Source organism: Sphingomonas sp. AP28 (assembly GCF_056680455.1).
In genome coordinates, this window is sequence record NZ_JBWXQI010000004.1 from 118,961 (window position 1) to 138,500 (window position 19,540).

Annotated in this window: 16 protein-coding genes and 5 pseudogenes; 8 read left to right on the plus strand and 13 right to left on the minus strand. The window is 58.1% G+C overall.

What is annotated here, in order from left to right; translation table 11 throughout:
• Nucleotides 1-526: 526 nt before the first annotated feature.
• Nucleotides 527-1,408, minus strand: coding sequence for a replication initiator protein A (locus AC1MH0_RS22855; RefSeq protein WP_480966353.1), 882 nt, complete (start codon nucleotides 1,406-1,408; stop codon nucleotides 527-529).
• A gap of 1,184 nt (nucleotides 1,409-2,592) precedes the next feature.
• On the opposite strand from AC1MH0_RS22855, the gene AC1MH0_RS22860 reads away from it, so the two are divergent.
• Complete coding sequence (locus AC1MH0_RS22860) at nucleotides 2,593-3,090, plus strand: hypothetical protein (RefSeq protein ID WP_480966354.1); 498 nt, start codon at nucleotides 2,593-2,595, stop codon at nucleotides 3,088-3,090.
• A gap of 45 nt (nucleotides 3,091-3,135) precedes the next feature.
• Nucleotides 3,136-3,285 (plus strand): annotated as a pseudogene (locus AC1MH0_RS22865) (PEPxxWA-CTERM sorting domain-containing protein); the annotation flags it as partial.
• A gap of 123 nt (nucleotides 3,286-3,408) precedes the next feature.
• Here the strand turns inward: AC1MH0_RS22865 and AC1MH0_RS22870 are convergent.
• Both AC1MH0_RS22870 and AC1MH0_RS22875 read right to left on the minus strand, forming a co-directional pair.
• Nucleotides 3,409-3,936 carry a DUF1996 domain-containing protein gene (locus tag AC1MH0_RS22870; protein ID WP_480966355.1) on the minus strand — a complete coding sequence of 176 codons (528 nt, stop codon included), beginning with the start codon at nucleotides 3,934-3,936 and terminating at the stop codon, nucleotides 3,409-3,411.
• A gap of 455 nt (nucleotides 3,937-4,391) precedes the next feature.
• Nucleotides 4,392-4,559: a hypothetical protein gene (locus AC1MH0_RS22875; protein WP_480966356.1), complete on the minus strand. Its 168-nt coding sequence runs from the start codon at nucleotides 4,557-4,559 to the stop codon at nucleotides 4,392-4,394.
• Nucleotides 4,560-5,212: 653 nt separating this feature from the next.
• Between AC1MH0_RS22875 and AC1MH0_RS22880 the strand changes: the two genes are divergently transcribed.
• Nucleotides 5,213-5,434: a hypothetical protein gene (locus AC1MH0_RS22880; RefSeq protein ID WP_480966357.1), complete on the plus strand. Its 222-nt coding sequence runs from the start codon at nucleotides 5,213-5,215 to the stop codon at nucleotides 5,432-5,434.
• Nucleotides 5,435-6,199: 765 nt separating this feature from the next.
• On the opposite strand, the gene AC1MH0_RS22885 is transcribed toward AC1MH0_RS22880, so the two are convergent.
• The 6 genes and pseudogenes from AC1MH0_RS22885 to AC1MH0_RS22910 form a co-directional block, all read right to left on the minus strand.
• A complete protein-coding gene (locus AC1MH0_RS22885; RefSeq protein ID WP_480966466.1) occupies nucleotides 6,200-6,598 on the minus strand; it encodes a DnaB-like helicase C-terminal domain-containing protein in 399 nt (132 codons plus the stop codon).
• Nucleotides 6,599-6,676: 78 nt separating this feature from the next.
• Nucleotides 6,677-6,883: a helix-turn-helix domain-containing protein gene (locus tag AC1MH0_RS22890; RefSeq protein WP_480966358.1), complete on the minus strand. Its 207-nt coding sequence runs from the start codon at nucleotides 6,881-6,883 to the stop codon at nucleotides 6,677-6,679.
• 329 nt (nucleotides 6,884-7,212) lie between these two features.
• Entirely contained in the window at nucleotides 7,213-7,635 is a 423-nt protein-coding gene (tnpB, locus tag AC1MH0_RS22895) for an IS66 family insertion sequence element accessory protein TnpB (RefSeq protein WP_480966359.1), read from the minus strand.
• Entirely contained in the window at nucleotides 7,632-8,030 is a 399-nt protein-coding gene (tnpA, locus tag AC1MH0_RS22900) for an IS66-like element accessory protein TnpA (protein ID WP_480966360.1), read from the minus strand. The genes tnpB and tnpA overlap by 4 nt, the downstream gene beginning before the upstream one ends.
• A gap of 207 nt (nucleotides 8,031-8,237) precedes the next feature.
• Nucleotides 8,238-9,539 (minus strand): UDP-glucose dehydrogenase family protein, encoded by a 1,302-nt coding sequence (locus AC1MH0_RS22905; protein WP_480966361.1) that lies wholly within the window; start codon nucleotides 9,537-9,539, stop codon nucleotides 8,238-8,240.
• Nucleotides 9,540-9,678: 139 nt separating this feature from the next.
• Nucleotides 9,679-10,169 (minus strand): annotated as a pseudogene (locus AC1MH0_RS22910) (integrase core domain-containing protein); the annotation flags it as partial.
• A 1,408-nt stretch (nucleotides 10,170-11,577) separates the two neighbouring features.
• Between AC1MH0_RS22910 and AC1MH0_RS22915 the strand changes: the two are divergent.
• Nucleotides 11,578-13,092, plus strand: a complete 1,515-nt coding sequence (locus AC1MH0_RS22915) for a DUF1996 domain-containing protein (RefSeq protein ID WP_480966362.1) — start codon at nucleotides 11,578-11,580, stop codon at nucleotides 13,090-13,092.
• On the opposite strand, the gene AC1MH0_RS22920 is transcribed toward AC1MH0_RS22915, so the two are convergent.
• The 3 genes and pseudogenes from AC1MH0_RS22920 to AC1MH0_RS22930 form a co-directional block, all read right to left on the minus strand.
• Entirely contained in the window at nucleotides 13,079-13,294 is a 216-nt protein-coding gene (locus AC1MH0_RS22920) for a PEPxxWA-CTERM sorting domain-containing protein (protein ID WP_480966363.1), read from the minus strand. The genes AC1MH0_RS22915 and AC1MH0_RS22920 overlap by 14 nt on opposite strands.
• Nucleotides 13,257-13,721, minus strand: coding sequence for an Npun_F0296 family exosortase-dependent surface protein (locus tag AC1MH0_RS22925; protein WP_480966364.1), 465 nt, complete (start codon nucleotides 13,719-13,721; stop codon nucleotides 13,257-13,259). Before AC1MH0_RS22925 ends, AC1MH0_RS22920 begins: the two co-directional genes overlap by 38 nt.
• A gap of 803 nt (nucleotides 13,722-14,524) precedes the next feature.
• Nucleotides 14,525-14,727, minus strand: a pseudogene (locus AC1MH0_RS22930) (acyltransferase family protein); the annotation flags it as partial.
• 435 nt (nucleotides 14,728-15,162) lie between these two features.
• Between AC1MH0_RS22930 and AC1MH0_RS22935 the strand changes: the two are divergent.
• Both AC1MH0_RS22935 and AC1MH0_RS22940 read left to right on the plus strand, forming a co-directional pair.
• A pseudogene (locus AC1MH0_RS22935) lies at nucleotides 15,163-15,372 on the plus strand (IS481 family transposase); the annotation flags it as partial.
• A gap of 255 nt (nucleotides 15,373-15,627) precedes the next feature.
• The gene (locus tag AC1MH0_RS22940; RefSeq protein ID WP_480966365.1) at nucleotides 15,628-15,996 is read left to right on the plus strand and encodes a hypothetical protein; all 369 of its coding nucleotides are present in this window, start codon (nucleotides 15,628-15,630) and stop codon (nucleotides 15,994-15,996) included.
• Between the two features lie 25 nt (nucleotides 15,997-16,021).
• Here the strand turns inward: AC1MH0_RS22940 and AC1MH0_RS22945 are convergent, their stop codons facing one another.
• The gene (locus AC1MH0_RS22945) at nucleotides 16,022-16,240 is read right to left on the minus strand and encodes a hypothetical protein (RefSeq protein WP_480966366.1); all 219 of its coding nucleotides are present in this window, start codon (nucleotides 16,238-16,240) and stop codon (nucleotides 16,022-16,024) included.
• Between the two features lie 414 nt (nucleotides 16,241-16,654).
• On the opposite strand from AC1MH0_RS22945, the pseudogene AC1MH0_RS22950 reads away from it, so the two are divergent.
• Together AC1MH0_RS22950 and AC1MH0_RS22955 are read left to right on the plus strand one after the other, a co-directional pair.
• Nucleotides 16,655-17,754 (plus strand): annotated as a pseudogene (locus tag AC1MH0_RS22950) (IS3 family transposase).
• A gap of 498 nt (nucleotides 17,755-18,252) precedes the next feature.
• Nucleotides 18,253-19,509, plus strand: coding sequence for an NF038122 family metalloprotease (locus tag AC1MH0_RS22955; RefSeq protein WP_480966367.1), 1,257 nt, complete (start codon nucleotides 18,253-18,255; stop codon nucleotides 19,507-19,509).
• Nucleotides 19,510-19,540 lie beyond the last annotated feature (31 nt).

The following is a 19,540-nucleotide window of genomic DNA, read 5'->3' on the forward strand; positions in this document are numbered from 1 at the left end:
TCCTTGAATTCACTCTGAAAAGCGCATATCTAGAGACCGTTGTTGAGACGATCGTTTGTGCTTGCCGGCACGAGCTAGTATGTGCTTTCGGGATGCCCGGCCTTCGTGCCGGGTTTCCTTTTATCCGCTCACAGCCATTCCTTCGTCATCGATGCCATGGGCAAAATAGGACAGGGTGCCGATCTGAACCGCGTATGCACCTCGCGCCAAACGCTGCGCGTGATGCGGCTCAGAAAACGCTGACACTTGTCCCCGCTTGCCAATGATTGTTACGACCATGTCCCCGTTCGTTGAATCCGTCAGGAAACGGGATCCGAAAGGCATGATCGTTCGGTCATTCTTGCGGTTTATGGGAGCGGGACAAAGCGCCAAGATTCGTGCTTTCGCACGGAAAACTCGGGTAATGTTCGTGCTATCACACGGAAAACCCCGATCGTGGGCCGGTAGGTTAGCCAAGCGGGTCAAAAAGCGACGATTGCGTGTTCGTGCTATTACACGGAAAACCCCGTGCGCCCCTTTCAACGGATTAGATGTCCGTGCCACCTTGTAGGATCGCAAGATCCCTTTTGGAGCAAAAGCCAATAGTCGTGTGCAAACGCGGCCGGCCACCGCGGCCCGACGGTATTTTCGTTTCGACCACGTCGAGCGTATATTCGGGCAGACTATCCTGTTCGGATACGTCGCGGAGCTGCTTCTTGAAATATTCAAGGCCACGTCTGTCGGACGCGCAGCCTACGCGCGCCGCCAACTCGCCAATATCAAGTTTGAAGCCGTCGTCCTTACAGTTAAACTTGGCAAGTTCATACAAACGCCGCTCGATAGGACCAAGCTTGAAGAAGTCGTGATGATAGGCGGCGATGCGTTGATCGGTCAGGATGGCACGATACAACCAGTCACATACCATGACTTCGACCCATTTTACGCGGCGTTCGCCTGTCGATGTCTTGATGTACTTGATGTCGGCCTTGAGCAGCCAGGAAAAAGAACTATCTGATCCTTCGCCGCCGGTTTCGATATTGGTAACGATCTGCGTTCCCTGCAGCCTGTTCAGCGAGGCCTTGAGCGACGTGTATGACCGCGCGGACGAGTTCGTACCCGTAACGCGGAAGAGATCATTGGCGGTAAACGTCATGATCCGGTCGGCTTTTTCTCCTTTTTCGGCCCGCTCTGCCATCAGGCTGGCGATATAGAGCAGGATTTCCTTGTCGTAGATCGTCGCGACACCGGTCTTGCTCGGATTGATCTCGATCCGGGCCTCGCCGGATTCGAAAACCATTGGTGTCATATGGGCCTTTTTCGATAGTGCAAAAAACGGGAATTCGGCCACTGTGCGCTCACCCTGCACATCGCCGTACAGCGGACTGTGCAGCGAGAACAGATCGCCTTGAAACACCGAAACGTCGCCCATGATCTCAAACTCGCCTTGATCAGCGAGCAACCTGTGTTGCCACATCATTCTTGTCCAACGGAAAAGGGGGTTTTCCGTGTGATAGCACGAACATTAGCGGGCTAGCCGAGGCTCGGCGCATACGGACGGTCGATCATCCCAAAGCATCGCGATTTTCGTGCAATACCGTGTGATTCTACGTGCTTTCACGAGGAAAACGCTGGCGGTTGCATGAGCCGGACGACCGACGCGGGAAACTTCGTGCTATTACACGGAAAACCCTCGTTAGCATCCAATCCCGCCAACGATAGCTGGCGCTTCGAGCGTCCCAGCTAGTCCTCAAGCTGACCATTAGAGAACGCTCGACCTAAGAGCGGTGAGCGAGCTGGCTATGATCGTGGAAAGCGCAAGAAGTGAACTGCCCCGGGTTTGTCGGAGGCTCCAACTCCTCACATGAGGGTTTTAGGGTCAAGGGGTTATCACGTGTGTACATCCTTTCTCATTCGGCATCCAAGGTCTGAGCTCGATCGCATAGTACCGGCCCGGTATCCGAGCCTGCACAACCTCACATCCGGTCGCCGCTCTGAACGGCTGCACCAATATCCCGCTTTCGATGGGCAAGGGCTCAGGAGAACGGGGCCATTACCGTTGAGCAGATTGCGGAGCCGGTATGGCGGAAGCCCCCGGTGCCGAAGGCTCCGCGGATCATCAAGACGATGGCCAATCCCCGTCAGGCCTTGCAATCGATACTCCCCTTTTCAGGTGCGTGATCCTCATCGCGGCGGTGGACAGCAAAAATGGCGATCTTGATACAAGTTTACGCAAGCGTTGGGTCGTGAGCTATGAAACGTCGCCATGCAAGGCATCGAGCGCATGATGGAGCGAAGCTTCGAGGCGGGGTTGACCATCAGCCGTACGGCTGACGGCACACAGGACGACTGCCCGTACGATGAATGGCTCGCTCCAAATCTAAGACGTGTTTGGCTTTACGGCTGGACGTCAGGAAAGCAGGGTCGCCCCTGCAGGCAGAAGCTGCGACTTAGCTGACGGTACACGCGGCGTAATAGCATTCGCTACTACCACCTTGGTGAACGTACCAATACAAGGCGAGATGGATGTTGTTAGAATCACACTGCGCTATTTGATGAATGAGAGATTAACAGCACCTCCAGACGCTCCTGTGCGTGGCACAGAGGGAAATACCTATGAAGAAGATTGTACTCGGAGCGCTGCTTGCGGCAAGCGCATTGATCGCTCTTCGTGCCAGCGCACAAACAATTTCGACGAGCCCTAACGGTGATTCCATCGGGAATTTTGGACCTGACAGCACTCAGACGTACGGCCAAGTTTTCACGGCTCCCACCACCGGCCTTCTCACCTCGTTCACGCTTTCGCTCGACGGTGCTGTGGGCCGACTGTTCGGAGGGGTGGGTACATGGAACGGCCCTGCCAGCTACGCAGAAGGCTTTGGTTCGCCTACAAACCTTTTCCAGAGCGCCAGCGTAAGCTCGGTCGGGCTGCAGGGATATACCTTCACACCCAACGTGTCGGTGACGGCAGGGCAGCAATATGTCGCATATCTTAGCACCTTCGGCGTAAGTGGCGTCAGCGGCTCTACGACCATGCCGACGGCAGAAACCGGGGCGTTCACAAACTATTTCGTGTTCAACAATATTGGCGATCCCCGCGGTGCGGCGACCTAGGATTATATTGGAGAATTCGGACCCTCCGTTGCATTTACTGCCACGTTCGCAGCAGCGGGCGGCGCAGTTCCAGAGCCAGCGACGTGGGCGATGATGATCCTTGGCATGGGCGCCGTCGGGTTCGCTATGCGTCGCCGGATCAAGGTGTCGGAAGTGAACTTCACAAACCACGTGCGCGCGATCGCGGCTTCGTAAGCGACCAAATAGACTGACGACAGGCCGCCCCCTCGCTAGAGGGTGGCGGCTTTGTCATGTTCGCGGCTTAAAGCGCCGGTGCGACCATCAAACGCGAAGCGTGATAGTCGAGCGTACCACGCTTTAGCATGGTACGCTCGCCGAGTTCGCCGTCAGAGCAGTTGAGTAGCTTGCGATGCATTCGCGGTTCCAGGTTTCGCGCGCCTTCGGCTCCCAGCCATCCATATAATCAGCGTGGAAGGTCAAGCGGCCCGGCATCCGCATGCCGGCCATCCGGTCCGACGAGAACCACACCTTGCCGTCGCTCTTCTCGATCGTGTAGACGACGCCCTGCGTGAGCTCCGGGATCAGGTAGGGGTGGCTGTCGGGACAACGCAGCTGCCCGGTCATCTGTCCGTAGGCCCCGTGGATAAGGTGCGAGCGGTGATCTGCGCTGTCGAGCGTGCCGGTCCAGCAATTGCCAAACCCGATCATTGCCATAACCTGGCCTGCCCCGCCGCAGTCGCCGATGACCTCACCGATCAGCAGGCGATGGTCGGACGGCCTGCCCGCGGGGATGCAGCGGAAGTGGAACGTGAAGTTTTCCGGCTGCTTCTCGCCCATGCGTTTCATGTCGAAGCCGGAAACGACGCGCAGTCGCGGTGCAGCCATGGTCACCTCCAGATATGCATACCGGTTTGAGGCCACCCTCGCGAAGTGGCTGGAAGGAACACATCTTTTTCAAAAAGTAATTTCGTGGTAGCTCCGAGTCGTCAGTCGAACGTGGCGAACTGGCAACAGCCCTTCAACACTTTCCACGTTGCAAGGAGGCCGCTTTGAGCGAATGCCATGACAACGCTGATATTGATAAGATACTGTCTGACGTGCTCTCAGTTCTCGATCTCAGGCGGGAGCATTTGGCTGCTGCTCTTGTAGGTCAAGCTCTTACCTGGCTGCGATGGCCAGACGAACCTAATGCAGAACCTACGAACTGACGACTATGGTCGAGCGGGCAGCAAATCTACCATACCGTCGGACAATCGCCCGAGCCCCCTATGCAGACCTCTGCGTTGGGGACGAGGGCAGTAAGGCGATGTCGCCAGCAGGTCACGCTCGTCGCGGGCTGCTCAAGCAGCTGCCCGCACATAGGTACCTTGCGGGAACGAAGCTGTAAAAGTCCCAACCTTGACTTGCTGCGCACGACCGAACAGGCTGATAATAACGGTGGTGGTCAGGCCGACGCTCGCGTCGACGAACCCCTTGATGCCCGTTAACGAGCCAGTCGTGAACGTCACCTCATCGCCCGCGTGCCCTATCCCGCGCGCGCCCGCTAGCCGGCAGGGATGAGCGATAGCTCCCTTGCTGCTGGGCCCGCAGCGGCGATAGCTCCGATGGCGGACGTAGACCGTCCCGCCTTAGTACCAGAAGATCGAGAAGTGTGGATGGGGGGGGACACGTCCATTTATTCGATGCGCTGCAGGTCGACTTGGTGAGCGCAGCGTTCAACGCGTACGTCGGCGCCAATGGCACGATGCGATGCTCGGTGCTTTTGCTCAGTGGCACCCGACGCTTGATATGCTCTGTCGGCGTCCACACGTCCATGCCGGCATCCTGCAGCGATGCGACAAGGCCCAAAGTTCCAGGTCCCGACATACGCAAAATGCATCAGCCTCTAATTGCATGTTCGTTGCTTCCCCGCGCCATGGTCTCGACCTTCGTCATTTGCTGTGAATGTTGATGCCGCGGATCGGTTCGCTGGAGAGGTCCAAAAGTTGGAATGCCTCTCGAGCGAGGTCGGCCGCCGACGGGCACATTCCGCGAATATCTGGCTTTCGGCGGCCAAGCGCGATCGCAATGCATTCCACGCCAGAGGATCAGCAAGTTCCCGTAACCTACCCAGATTGGGCGAATAATTAACCGACTCGCAGTATGCAGGGTCGCATGAAAAATGCTGTTGATTTTTACAAAAGCGGTATTCGACTGGAGCAACTGGTTCGGGGGCGACGAGCGAATGCCCCGAACGGACGTTGAACGTATCCTCGAACTGATACCTGCTTCGCGCACAAGCGGCGACCGGACGTCGGCTTCCGGCTTTTGCCTCGCCATCCATCGGCAGCGCGTAATCCGGCATGGCATACTCCAGCAGGCGGCGATCGAAACTCCGACGTAACCCGAACGTATGACCCGATTGAAGTAACTTCCGATCATGCGTGCTCCTCCAGTTTCCGCAACTCGGTAGGCGGACCGGGTATAGCCATCCGCCGGTAGCGTTCCGCGTTGACCGACTGGCCTCCCGGGCCTCGTCCTGCGCAGCGACCTTGGTCTGAAACCGTGGCTCGATGCACGACACCGGCTCAACTCGGCCGGCATCACTGAGCAACGCTGCGTTGGTCGCTTCCTCGCTGTAAGCATATTGCCACTTGGCGATCAGGGCACGAGCCAACTTGGCTGTCAGCTACCTTCCCCCAGCAGAGCCACACCAGCGTCGAACAAAGCCTTTTTCGAATCGCTCGACGACGCGACAGCGTCAGTAAATTTATCTACTGAACTATCTCCTCCCTCTTCCTCTGCCGGGACTTTTCCCCACTGGCGGGTAACTGGTTCCCCGCCGCTTCCCCACTAGCCCCCCTCTTACGAGGCTTCAGTTCTCCACTAGCCTTGGCTGAAGGGGGGTAAATTCCCCGCTGGGCGTAACTGAAGGGGTATCGAGTTCCCCCACCGTCCCGTGTTGAACGGGCCTAGATGTTTACCCAGTTCCAAACCGTTTCCGACTGCGGATAAGTCGAATTTGGCTTCTTGGGACGCTGGTACTGGCAAAAATTGCGGACGGCGCCGTAGCGCTTGCCATCAACCTCGTACGACATGATGCAGCACGTCGGCCAGCTCGTCCAGCAGCGCGACGGCATCGACGCTGTCAGCCGGCAGCAGCCGTATCTTAAGCTTGATTGGCGACCACTCGAACGAGCCCATGACGGATCAGTTTGGCCAGCTTAAGGCCCGACGTCTCGTTGATCTCGATCGGCCACTCGTCGAACCGCGCCTTGGCGGCCATCTCGTGCGGGCGGACGGTGCCGTCGCGGACATGCTCGTGTGGTACGCTGGCGCGCGTGGAGAAGATCATGTCGGCAAGCATGCGGCGGGTAAGTTCGTCCGCGCTCATCTCGAGCGAGAAGATAAGGACGCCGTGACCCATGTCGGCCGCGCCAATCGAGTACGACGTAACGAGCGATGTCTTGCCCATGCCGGGGCGACCACCGACGACAACCAGGTTGGAAGGGCGCAACACGCCGATCGCGCCGGCGAGCGAATTGATCGTACCGCAGCGGACGCCGATGCAAACAGGTCTACCTGATGGTCCATGATCCGGACGGCAGTGACCATTACGTAGCGTCCAAGCTCTACGCCTTCGTCGCTATGTTTTTTGGGTCTTTTTTCGATATCCGCGAACATATCGTATCTGCAGGTTTAGTGCTTCAAGTAGATCGAAAGGTGGCCCTCGCTTGCCCTTAATAAATTCATTTATATGGCTTGCGTTGCATCCCGTTAATCGGCACCATTCCCGCAAGCTCATGGCTGAAAAACGTTGCTCCATAGCTTTTCGCAATTCATCCTCGGTCATTTTATCTCCCTCAGACCTACTCAAACTGGTTGCACTTTTGCGTTATGGTTGACTTCGCATTGGCACTGAAAAGCACAAGACTTCTAAACGCGTACGAGTTATAATGAAGGTTGCGATGACAGCAAGCGGTGTTCCACGACACCTTGTTGACGACCACGTAAGCGCGGACGGTCGGCCTTTTTGAAAAATAGCAGGCCTAAAGCCATGACGATATCATGTGACGATGCAGGCAATATAGTGCCGCATTGGCCCGGGCAGGCGAGGCCTCCAGCACGGCAATCCGCGCCTCGGCATCAGATGGGGCAAGAGGGGCTTGCGATACCTCGTTTTCATAGCAGTTCGTGCCTCCTCACACGAGCAATAATGGCGGAAAAGCTGTGTTTTTGACCTGCCCATGTTGGTGACCAAGTCCGTTCGGGACGACGCAAATCTATGCCCTCCAGAAGCGTCGACACCTGCGCCGATGTCAGCGCCACTGTGCCGGTCGCGGTCACCGGCCAGACGAAACGCCCCCGGTCCATCCGCTTCGAAACAGGCAGAGTCTCTGGCCGTCGAACCACAGCAACTTGATCAGGTCGCCGCGCCTTCGGCACGCTCAAGAGAGCCTTACCGCGGAACGCGAACAGCGCATCGGAATGTGGTCTTTTTCGGAGCACCTGCTGCACCAATACCGCCAGGCCATCGAAGCCCTCGCGCATGTCGGTGACGCCGCAGGCCAGGAATATCTGCGTTGATGTCGGCTGCGAGATCATCGCGCCAGCACGTTAATCACGCGCGACAGCGCCTCGGCGTCGACCGTACCGCCGACAGTCAGTCGCACACCCGAAGGCAGCTCGATGCCGATCTGCCCCGGGGTCTGGGCGTCCGCTGCCACCTCGATGGGCGGCGCCGACAGCATCACGGGCGGCTCGCTGATCCGGACTTCGGCAAATGCGGCCTGCGGCCGGGCCGGTACGCCGCTCAGTGCACCCGACATCGCCTGGCGCCGCCAGGTGTAGATCGCGCCGCTGCCGACTTCGTGACGCTCGACCGCCGCCCGGACCGACCCAGCCGGCCCGAACGCATCGCGCAGGATCGCCAGCTTCTGCTCGACCGTCCAGCGGCGTCGACCGGATACCCGACCGACAATATCGATACGACCACTCATACGACCGGTCGTATGACTACTCGCCACATCTGCGGCTAGTTCTATGCAGCCAGGCGACGTCGTGCGCACCGCCGCCGACATCAGTGCCATCGTGGGTCATCAAGGCTATCGACCGATAACGACGATCGATGCCGGCATGCCTCAGTTCGTCGCTTGGTACCGTGACTATCACAAATTGTGATGTGGCCACCGGTTTCCAACGAACGTCTAGCACCCGACCGCAGTGTAAGCGAAGCCCGCCGCCTCGACTTCTTCGCGCCGATAGACGTTGCGCAGGTCAACGAGAACAGGGGCGACCATAATTGATTTGAGCTTACCCAGGTCGAGTGCGCGAAAGGCATCCCATTCGGTGACGATCACCACGGCATCCACACCGGCAGCGGCCTCATAGATGCTCATGCAATAGTCGAGATCCGGCATGGCTTGCTTTGCCGGCTCCATCCCTTCGGGGTCGAAGGCACGCACATGGACCCCGGCGTCGCTCAACGCCTGCGCGATCGCAATCGACGGGGCATCGCGCATGTCGTCCGTATTGGGTTTGAAGGTAAGGCCGAGCAGCGCGACCGTCTTGCCCTTGGGGGCCGCACCCAATGCGTTCAGAACCTTGCGGCCCATAGCGCGCTTGCGGTTGTCGTTTATCTTCACCACTGCCTCTACGATATGCACAGGCGTTGCGAAGTCCTCTGCCGTCTTTAGCAGTGCAAGCGTATCCTTGGGGAAGCATGAACCGCCGTAGCCCGGTCCTGCGTGCAGGAATTTCTTGCCGATACGATTGTCGAGACCGATCCCCCGGCTGACGTCCTGCACGTTCGCGCCCACCGCCTCGCACAAATCGGCAATTTCGTTGATGAAGGTGATCTTGGTCGCGAGAAAGGCGTTCGCGGCATATTTAATCAGCTCTGACGTACGCCGGCCCGTGAACAGAATCGGTGATTCATTGAGATAGAGCGGGCGGTAGACGCCGCGCATGACGCGACGCGCGCCTTCATCATCGGTGCCGATTACGATCCGGTCAGGACGCTTGAAGTCGCCAATCGCGGCACCTTCACGCAGGAATTCCGGGTTGGACACCACTTGAATATCGATGTCCGCCCGTTGTTCGCGGAGGATTGCCTCGATCTTGTCGCCGGTGCCGACCGGCACGGTGGATTTGGTTACAACCACTGTTGGCCCGGTAACCGCCGCAGCAATTTCCTCTGTTGCAGCAAAAACATAGCTGAGGTCGGCGTGACCATCGCCCCGCCGCGACGGTGTACCGACCGCGATGAAAATAGCATCAACGCCAGCGACAGACGCGTTCAAGTCGGTGGTGAAGGTCAGCCGGCCCGCCGCGACGTTGGCTGCCACCAATGCCCCCAGGCCCGGCTCGTAAATCGGCATCTTTCCTGCGTTCAATGCCGCAATCTTCGCCTCGTCCTTGTCGACGCAGATCACTGTGTGGCCGAAATCTGCAAAGCAGGCGCCGGACACCAAGCCGACGTAGCCCGAACCAATCATCGTGATGTGCATCTAAATCTCGTGCGCTGAGGTGTACCCCGAAGGTCGCGACCTTTATCCGTTTGGTCGATAGGCGCTAGGTGTTAAAGGGGCTGGCCGTACCGATTATCGATCGCCTGAGCTACCCGAACCGGGTGGTCCGGGTTGGCAGTTAGTGAATTGTTGTCTCCGCTGCCATGGCCGGTCGAAGGTGGAGTGAAGCGGGGCCAGAGACCGGCAACGGCAGTGTTGCCGCTTCCGGGGCCGGAGGACGGTAGCGGAGACTGCTGTGTAGCCGGACAGTGTTGTAGTATCGTCACCACGCCGCGATCAGCACCTTATTTTGTCGGCATTGAGGCTCTCGTTGTAGCGGTTCTCCCACAGTGAATCCGACGTTATCAGAGCGTCTTCACACCGGCCTGCCAAAGCCATTTCTGAACCGCGGTGGCGATGAACTCGATGCCAATGTCCGACTTGGCATGCGCGCGCGGCCGCGGTCGATGAACAGCTTGTTTAAGGCCGCCAGCACGTTTTGTGGTGAGTTGGCAGGTAACCGTCAGTGCCAGGCATTCCCTTCTCGACTCGTCGATGTGAGGATGCTGAGCTTGCGCCTGTCACGCGACCTTGCTTGCACGAGATCGTACACTCGACATGCCTTGGATACATCCCAAGGAAACGATAGATGAATTAGCAGCCTCAAGCTGCTTGGCGCCGCATTCAAGGCAGCCAAGGCAAACCCGACAATCGTCATCAGCGCTGTCACCGCACTCTCGCCGGTCGTTAAGGGGATCAAGGTCGAGGCCAAAAAGCGGGAGTCATAATTTCTCGGCATCTGACAAAGAAATCTCAACGGGGCAGTAAGATTAATCGGACAGTCTTCGTGAAAATGGCCGCCACCACCTCCAAGGGCAAAAAGCGAAGTGCCTTTCTCGTCTGCAGCACTAGATAATTCCTGTGTCAGTGAGCGAAGCTGGCAATCGTTTAACGCTAGATGCAGCCTAGTATAGCTGCCGGCTCGGAACGCCTCGGCTGAGTCGGTGATCTGCAGAATAAGAACAGTCCCGCCGGGCGTGCGATCGCGCCGCCAGGAGCGCCGACCATTTCCATCAACATTGGACTTCCTCGTGGGCACCGAAATCGGTCGGATCACCTGTTAACTATGTTCTGCTCTCACGGTTAGCATCATAAATGGCGCGCTTCCCACAAGGCCAACCGCGACACTTTAAATGACGCGCTCCGACGCATCTTCGCGCGGGAAAAATGTCGGTGACCCCGGCCCCCTCAGTGACCATCAACAACGCAGCATCAAATTCCCTAATGCCGACCGCAGAAGTCCGACCTCGATGCACGAAGGAGTGCCGCATGACCTTCAACCCAAATGTCACGATCGCCGCGAACGAGGCACTTTTAGGCGCAACTCGCCCTGCCACAGCCCGATATTGTCAAGCTCCCAAAGTTCAAGGCCGCCGTTGCGGTTGGAACTGCGCGCGTCTTGACGATCGGCAACAGCCTGAACGCCGCCGCCGGCGCTGGTCAGTTTTTCGGCGGTACGCGGACGAACTCCGCGACGTCGGGTACCGGCTAGCGCAAGGATGTCGCACTGCCAGCGCAGATCGGCGCGATGCCAAATGCCGCCAGCATCGCCGCGCGGGACGTGCTTTCTTCGGCAATGGCAACTCCGCTTCGCCGGGGCCGCAATGGCTTACGGCCTGACGACACCTGCCGACGTCAGACTGGCAACGATTCAGCTCGGCTGGAACGAGCGAGGCAACATCGCAGCGCAGTACTGGTCCGACATGGAGGCGCTGATCGCGCTGATGAAGCTACGGTGTCCGACGCCGACACCCAGCTCATCAAAACGCACCTCACCGATCGGGGATAGGCCGACAAGCTGGTGGCGATCGTTGCGATCACGACGGTGAGAGCCTCGCTACGCCGAGCGCCTTCAACACGGGCGTCCTTGGCGATTTGTGACTACAACGATCCCATTCACCTTGCCGAGCTCGGCTATTGTCGAGAGGCCGTCAGATTCGTGCACTCTATCGGCGCTCGCACCTGCTAAGGATCGCCTATGCGCTATCTCCTCATTCTGGCATCGCTGTTTCTAATCGGTCCAGAATCGACGCAGACGATCAACCGCTGCCCGTCGATGGCGGCCAATCGCGTTGCGACCTCGACCGAACAGATCAAACTTGAGACGGACGCAGACTGCTTCGCCCGTGTTGCGACTATCGCGACAACGAGCGCTCAGGTGCAAACCGACCGCGTCGCCGCCATCGCGCCGAAGCCGGCTGTGCCCGACCTGCCGTTTATCGACTGTGCGAAGGAGGGCGCGACCTGCAATGGCGCCGGGTGGGGCGAGGTCCGCTACGGCGCTGGCGACCAGACGCGGCGACTTACGGTGCAGGGCAACGTGGTCTGCAACAACGATACGTTTGGCGATCCTGCGCCAAATACTCCTAAGCGGTGCCAGCGCCGGGCGGCCGTTGCTCCGCTGCTGCCTGAAAACATCGAGCCGATCGCAAGCAACTTCGATCTGGCGGGCCTGCTCTCCCCTGGCGCCAATGCGGTCGTACCATCCGGTAAGCCGGACGTGGTCGGCGCCTTCCGGATGATCTGCAACGCTGGCCAGATCAACCAGGACGATCCGATCCTCTACCCGGGTCAGCCCGGCGGCTCGCCGCACCTCCACCAGTGGTTCGGTAACACCCGAGGCAATAATGCCTCGACATACGCCAGCCTACGCTCAGGAGGCGACAGCACCTGTTCGAACGCGCTTAACCGATCGGCCTATTGGGTGCCCGCGCTGATGACTGCTGTGGGTAAGGTCATTCAGCCTGACTATATCTCGATCTACTACAAGCGCCGGCCCGATGGCGATCCCGAGTGCATTAAGGAATCTACCAAGGGTTGTGTCGGCCTGCCGGTCGGGCTGCGCGCCGTTTCCGGCTTCGACATGAAACGCATGGGCGAGAAGCAGCCGGAAAACTCCACGTTCCACTTCCGCTGCATCACCGCGGGCAGGCCGTCCGACCATCGTCTGCTGATCGGTGAGGCCATCGCCGACTGCGGCGGGGCAGGCCAGGTTATGGCAATGATCGGGTTTGGCAATTGCTGGACCGGCACGCTCGACAGCGCAGATCACCGCTCACACCTGACCCATGGGGCCTACGGACAGATGACCGGGCAGCTTCGGTGTCCGGCCAGTCACCCGTATCTGATCCCGGAGCTCACACAGGGCGTCGTCTACACGATCGAGAAGAGCGACGGCGAGGTGTGGTTCTCGTCGGACCGGATGGCCGGCATGCGAATGCCGGGCGGGTCGACCTTCCACGCTGATTATATGGAAGGCTGGGAGCCGAAGGCGCGCGAAACCTGGAACCGCAACTGCATTGGCAGACTGCTTAACTGCAGCGACGGCGAACTTGGCGACGGTACGATGCTGAAACGCGGAACGCTCAACTACCGCGCCGCCTCGCGGCTGATGGAGGCGCCGCGCCTTTTATCACTGCATGTAAAACCGCCGCCCATCGGTGGGGCGGCGGCTTCCTTCGTACCTAACGGGGTTAAGATCAGGCGAATCTGATTTTCCCAATAACCTTACTGTTGCGGCGACGCATTGTAAACCCAATCATGCCGAAGCCTGCGAACATCAGCGCCCAGGTAGCGGGTTCCGGCACGGGCGCCGTAACCGAGAAGTTGGCGGCCTCAAAAGCGTCGACGGTCGGCGAGCTGCTGAACGGCACCGAGTTAATTGAGTGTGCCAGCATTTGCGGTGAACTGCACATACTGCGAAAAAGACTGAGAACCGGAAACGACCGGGAAGCCGAGGCCAACTGCGGTAAACGTCTGCGTACCGGCGGTGCTATTGACCGTCAGCACGTTGTAGGCGTCAGGTGAGCCCCACACGAAGTTCAGGAACGAGATCGGTGAAAGAAATGCAAGCGTTGCGACGTTGCCCGAGGTCGGGCCAGTGGCAAGGAAGTTGCCGCCGAAGACCGTTCCGGCCGGACGATCAGCGAATTGCAAATCATTGTTATAGACCGAGCCACCGACGAGTGTCGCCACTGGCGTCGCCCCGTTGCTGAGGCCAGTTGAGCTCAGCGAAAGCGGATTGGGGCCAGCAATGCCGAGCGAACCGGAAACCTGCGCGCTGGCAGGAGCAACCGCCATCACAGCAACCAATGCTGCCCCGGCAATCAGAAATTTCCTCATACTATTATAACCCAATTTCGTGTCGGCTCGTCACGAACCTTATGCCGTAACTTCAGCGTTAACGTTCCGTTAAGCTGCGACGCCCAAGCGAATTTGCCAAAATCGGTAGATGAGCATGGCATGGACCAAAAGCCCGCAAATATGGAATCTTTGCAGCTGCAATTGCCGTTGGAGAGCAAGTCAAAACCTTGTCTACTCCAGTTGGTTCCTTCTGCCGGCATCGGTATTCACCAATGCGGCTGGCTAAACCGTCTCATATTGGAACAGTTCACCGGAAACGCGGCGTGGTCGCCTGAATGTGGAACCATCATTATCATCTATCGTTGGCGAAATTGGCTGCATTTAGTTCTTAAAATAAATCGTATTTACGTATCTTGCGGCCGGGTAAGGGGGCGAAGGTGAGTATAATAATTTCTTTCATTTCCGCAATCTGGTTACTGCCTATCGCCCTAGTACTGATCACGATGCTGATTGCTTCGTTGTATCCGCCGTTAAGTCGACTATTGAACAGGGCAATCTTCGGCGAGCCTTTTCGAACAAGGATACCTGCTCGGTGTGATCAGGCTCAGTCGGATGCACGTGCGCCTGCGGACTAAGCTGCCTCCCATCTCCACATAGAACATTGTGAAAGCCTGATGCTTCCGCTTTATATTTTACTTGTCCTTTTACTTGGTGTTTTAGCGGTCTCGATCCGTATGGCAGGCGCTGAGAAGCGCAGGCGACGTCGCGGGTGGGCCGCCTACTACGATCATTCTGAATAGTGCCAGTCTACTGGAAGCGTCTACCGGGGTGTTGATGTAAATGCGCTGTTCATAGAAGTCGACGACCGAGAACCCACCGCCGTCGATGTCAGGCAGGATAAGCTTGGTAATTAAAAAACCTGAGATTACGAAGAACACGTCGACACCGACGAAGCCGCCGCTCATCCTGGCGACGCCGGCATGAACAATACAACTGGAACGACTGCGACGGTGCGCAGCCCATCGATATCAGCTCTGTACTTCAAGTCCGCTTCCCTACGGCAGCGGTGCCCCCTTGCCGCGCCTCGCTGGGAAGATGCAGTCGCATATTTCGCACCCCTTGGGCAGGCTGTTTGGCGCAGCGGCGGGTGATGGGGGCGACCCCGGTACGCTGCGAACCGGCTCCTGTCACCGACGCGTGACACCGATCGCAGACAGGCAAACAAACCCCACACCACTGGTACCGCCACGATTATTCCGGCGTAGGCGATCGGCCCCATTCCCGGTCGCACAATTGCGAAGTGCCACAACACGCGTCGGCATCGAGCGCGACCAGAACGAGAGGTCCGACATTAACGTCCGCAGAGCGCCGTCCCGAATGCCAGCGATCTCGACACGCTGCCCTCGGACATCGCAGCGTGTAGGTGTTTGATCCCACGGTTTGATGGTGCGATCCTTTCGTTGGAATGGAAGGAAGCAGTATGGGACAGGTACGTCACGGGAGCGCCACGACCACGCACGCCGTCAGAGCAGCAATACAGCGATCGCAAGCTTCGCTCGCGGCGCCGAGCCGGGAGCTTGGGATCAACCCGAAGACGGTGGCGAAGTGGCGTAAGCGAGCGACAGTTGAGGATTTGAAGACCGGGCCGAAGGCCCCTCACTCCACGACCTTAACCGAAGCCGAGGAGTCAGCATTTTTCCAATAATTCAATGCCGTCTCCGACATATTCCGTGTCTGTACCAAGCTAGTGCGGCGAGGGAAGCATTCATTTGCCGGAATGGTAGGCGGACGTCAGAGAGCCAGCTGCTGGACCGTAGCGCAGGCCCCGAACGCTGGTCCTTCCTCGTCAAAATTAACCGCCGACGGAAGGATTAGATCGTTCCAAAAAGGATACTGTTCAACAGCGCTTAACGCGTTCTTCAGCGCCAAATGAGATGTGATCTCAATGAGCTTCCATGACCATCCTTTACTTAAACCAAGCCGGCCGCAAGACGATGCGCGGACTACTAGTCGATCGCCGATCCACCTCCCCGCGTTCTTAATCGCGCCGGGGGGCGATCCGTTTTCTGCCACCGTGATCGACATCGCTACCCACGGTTTTCGGATCCAGTCGGGCTATCGCGCAAAGATGGGCCAGTTTCTAGCCATAGAAGTACCAGCGTTCTCGCGCTATTCGGGCTGGGTTGCTTGGGCCCACTCCGGCGAGTTCGGTTTTGACGTAGCCAATCCGCTGCCCGAACCGGTGGTAGATCATATTCTTAGCTTAGCGTTACAGGATTGGATGCCGAACCACGGTCCTTCCTCATCAGGTTAAAGTCTACTCGCTGAATTGTAAGGAATCAAATTATCCCCAATTCAGGGCCTTCGTCTTCCGAATAGAAGGCATGAGGGTCGTAGATACGCCTTTTCACCGATCGCATCTGGCGGGGAGGGTTTGGCTCCGGAACATCAGGGACCGGGTCGGGCAGGGTAGGTAACCCGCCTCCGAACCGGATCCAGATATAGGCCCCGTTCCCGTGCATCGCCTGGAAGACCGCGGTCGCTTCGTCTTCTTTCATCCGCTTGCCAATCAGGGGCGCACACTCTGCGTTGACGCAGCCCAGCTGCGTCCTTATCGCTGGAGATGGCAACAGCGTTCGCGTCGAACGGGTTCTTCGGCTCGAGGCGTAGCTCTACGACGTCACCCGGGGCGCAGAGCATGAACTCCATGAGCCTGTTGATCTTCGATTCATTCTCGTTCGGGAATTCGATGCCCACAATGGAGGTGGTGAGTTCGTCCGCAGCCAATCCCACTAGGGGTTCGGGGTGACGTATTTCGTAAGCTGGCTACGCCCTGTCAGCTTGCAACATGAACAGCTTAACGATCGCCATAGTGTGCTTTGCCGTCGTGCTCTTGACGTCCCCCCTGTTTTTTAGTCCATTTTGAGCGAGAGTTTTCCGGCCTTGAGAAGCCTTCGGGCAAGGAGCTGGAAATGAAGAAATCTAGGTACACAGACGAGCAGATTGCCTTTGCGCTGAAGCAGGCGGAGAACGGTACGCCGGTGGCCGAAGTCATCCGGCGAATGGGGATCTCGGAGCAGACATTTTACTGCTGGAAGAAGGTGTACGGCGGTCTCGGGGTTGGCGAGCTGAGGCGCTTGAAGCAGCTCGAGGATGAGAACCGGCAGCTGAAGCAGCTGGTTGCCGACCTCAGTCTGGACAAGCACATTCTGCAGGATGTCCTGTCAAAAAAGCTCTGACGCCTGGACGACGACGCGAGCTCGTCGCGTACGTCCAGGCGTCCCATGCCGTGAGTGAGCGGCGCAGTTGCTCGGCGCTGGGCGTCGAGCGGTCGTCGGTGCGCTACATCTCGCACAAGCCGGACCAGACACCGCTGGTGATGCGCATCCGTGATCTGGCGGCAACGCGGACGCGCTACGGCTATTTCCGGATCTACATCCTGCTGCGCCGGGAAGGATGGGTCGTGAACCACAAACGCGTCTATCGGCTATATCGGAATGATGGACTGAGCCTTCGGCTCAAGAAGCCAAGACGCAACGTCAGCGCTGCCAACCGCGAACGCCAACCCGCGGCACTGGCGCCGAACGAGATGTGGTCGATGGACTTTGTATCTGATGCCCTGTTCGACGGCCGGCGATTACGGGCGCTGACCGTCGTCGACGCTTTCACCCGCGAAGCGCTGGCGATCGACGTCGACCAGGGGATCAAGGGCGAGCAGGTTGTCGAGGCGATGGAACGGATCTCGTCGATCCGCGGCACGCCCAAGACCATTCGCGTGGACAATGGGCCGGAGTTCATCTCGAAGGCACTTGACCGCTGAGCGTATGAGAACGGCGTGACGCTGGACTTCAGCCGACCGGGTAAGCCAACCGACAATGCGTTCGTAGAGTCGTTCAACGGTCGCCTCCGCGACGAATGCCTGAACGCACATTGGTTCCTGTCCATTACCGACGCCCGAGGCAATATCGAGGCCTGGCGAAGGGACTATAACGAGAGCCGCCTTCACACATCGCTTGGCTGGATGACGCCGGTCGAATATGCTGCTGCCGCGGCCGCCAAGGCGGCCGAATGAACGCCGGAAACTCACCTTCAGATTGGATGAGAAACCGGGGGACCCTCACATCCCTACTTACTGCGCTGGAGCCGTGCTGAATGCTACCCCCACGGTATCCCAAACGAGCCTCATGGACTCCTGACGAGGACGCGCTCCTTATGCGGGGATTAGCCGCGTCTGAGCCGCTGAGCGCGATAGCCGCTCGGCTTGATAGGACATTGGCTTCGGTCCAGCGTCGAATGACGAGGCTGGCATTGGTTCGTAACGTCAAACAGGCTGACCGAACATCCGGACGAACATAGTTGCTCGATCATTCTTATTGCCAAGGCGGGCGCCGGTAACGCCTAGCAATTAGGTAGCGACGCCCCCCCCCCCCCGTCGTACTGAGTTCAAAAGATCGTATAACAGGACCTTAAAGGGTTGACTGCTAAAAGTTTTCACCCTTTGTTAACTAAAGTGTCAGGGGCTTGCTGCTCTAGAAGCGGAGCTTCCGCATGGCGCCAAGGGGGAATGTAAATGATGGGGTCTTTTCAAAAGAAATTGCTGCTCGCGCTCGGCGCAGGCGCTGCAATTTTGGCAGCCGTTCCAGCACAAGCGGTGGTATTCAATCTTATCGACACAGGTGGTACCGCTCAAGGAACCGAGGCACGTCGCGGGTTCGAGATAGCGGCCGGCTACTGGTCATCAGTATTGACTGATAATATCACAATGAACCTAAATATCGGGTTCTCGGCACTAGGAACAGGTATTCTGGGTTCGACAGGCAGCACACGCTCTCTGATTACAATGAACCAGTATTACACTGCCTCGGCAGCTGATCGAACGAGCGCCCTTGATGCGTTTGCATACAGCAATCTCCCCGGTTTGGGCACGAGCACATCGGTTACCGGTGCCGGGGCGGTTTCTGCCATTTCCAACGGTTTCGCCAATGGCGTGAATGCGGCTAACGGTTATACTGATTTGTCTACCCGTATCGACAATGATGGCTCGGTCAACAACTCGACCCTAGCGGTTACGAAGGCGAATGCCAAAGCGCTCGGTTTAACGACCGATGTGAACGGCGCGGCAATTAATTACGGCAGTGCTGACGCAAGCATTACATTTAGCAACCTTTTTTCCTTCGACTTCGACCCGTCTAATGGCATCACGTCTAGCGCATTCGATTTCATCGGCGTCGCCATTCATGAGATCGGACATGCACTGGGCTTCACATCTGGTGTGGATACGGTCGATGCGCGCACCGCACCAGGCCAAACGGTCGGCACCAGCTTGAGTTCGCTTGAAAACTTCGTCGTAATGAACTCATTGGATCTGTACCGTTACAGCTCGGCCGGTAACCTTGATTGGTCGACCCAAAATACCCCGTACTTCTCAGTTGATGGCGGCGTCAGCCAGTTCAACGTCGACTCTCGCTTCTCAATGGGTCGGCTCAACGGCGATGGACAGCAGGCATCGCACTGGAAGGATAGCACCGCGGGCGCTCCGCAGCTTGGAGTGCTTGATCCGACCTCTGGCCGTGGACAGATGCAGGAGATCACAGCGCTTGATCTCGCCGCTTTTGATACAATCGGCTGGAATGCTAATGTCGATGTGCTTGCCAACCCTGGCTATCGCGTGACTACCGCGCAGGTTTACGCAGCGGCAGTTCCAGAGCCAGCGACGTGGGCGATGATGATCCTTGGCATGGGCGCCGTCGGCTTCGCCATGCGTCGCCGGATCAAGGTGTCGGAAGTGAACTTCACGAACTACGTGCGCGCGATCGCGGCTTCGTAAGCGACCAAATAGACTGACGACAGGCCGCCCC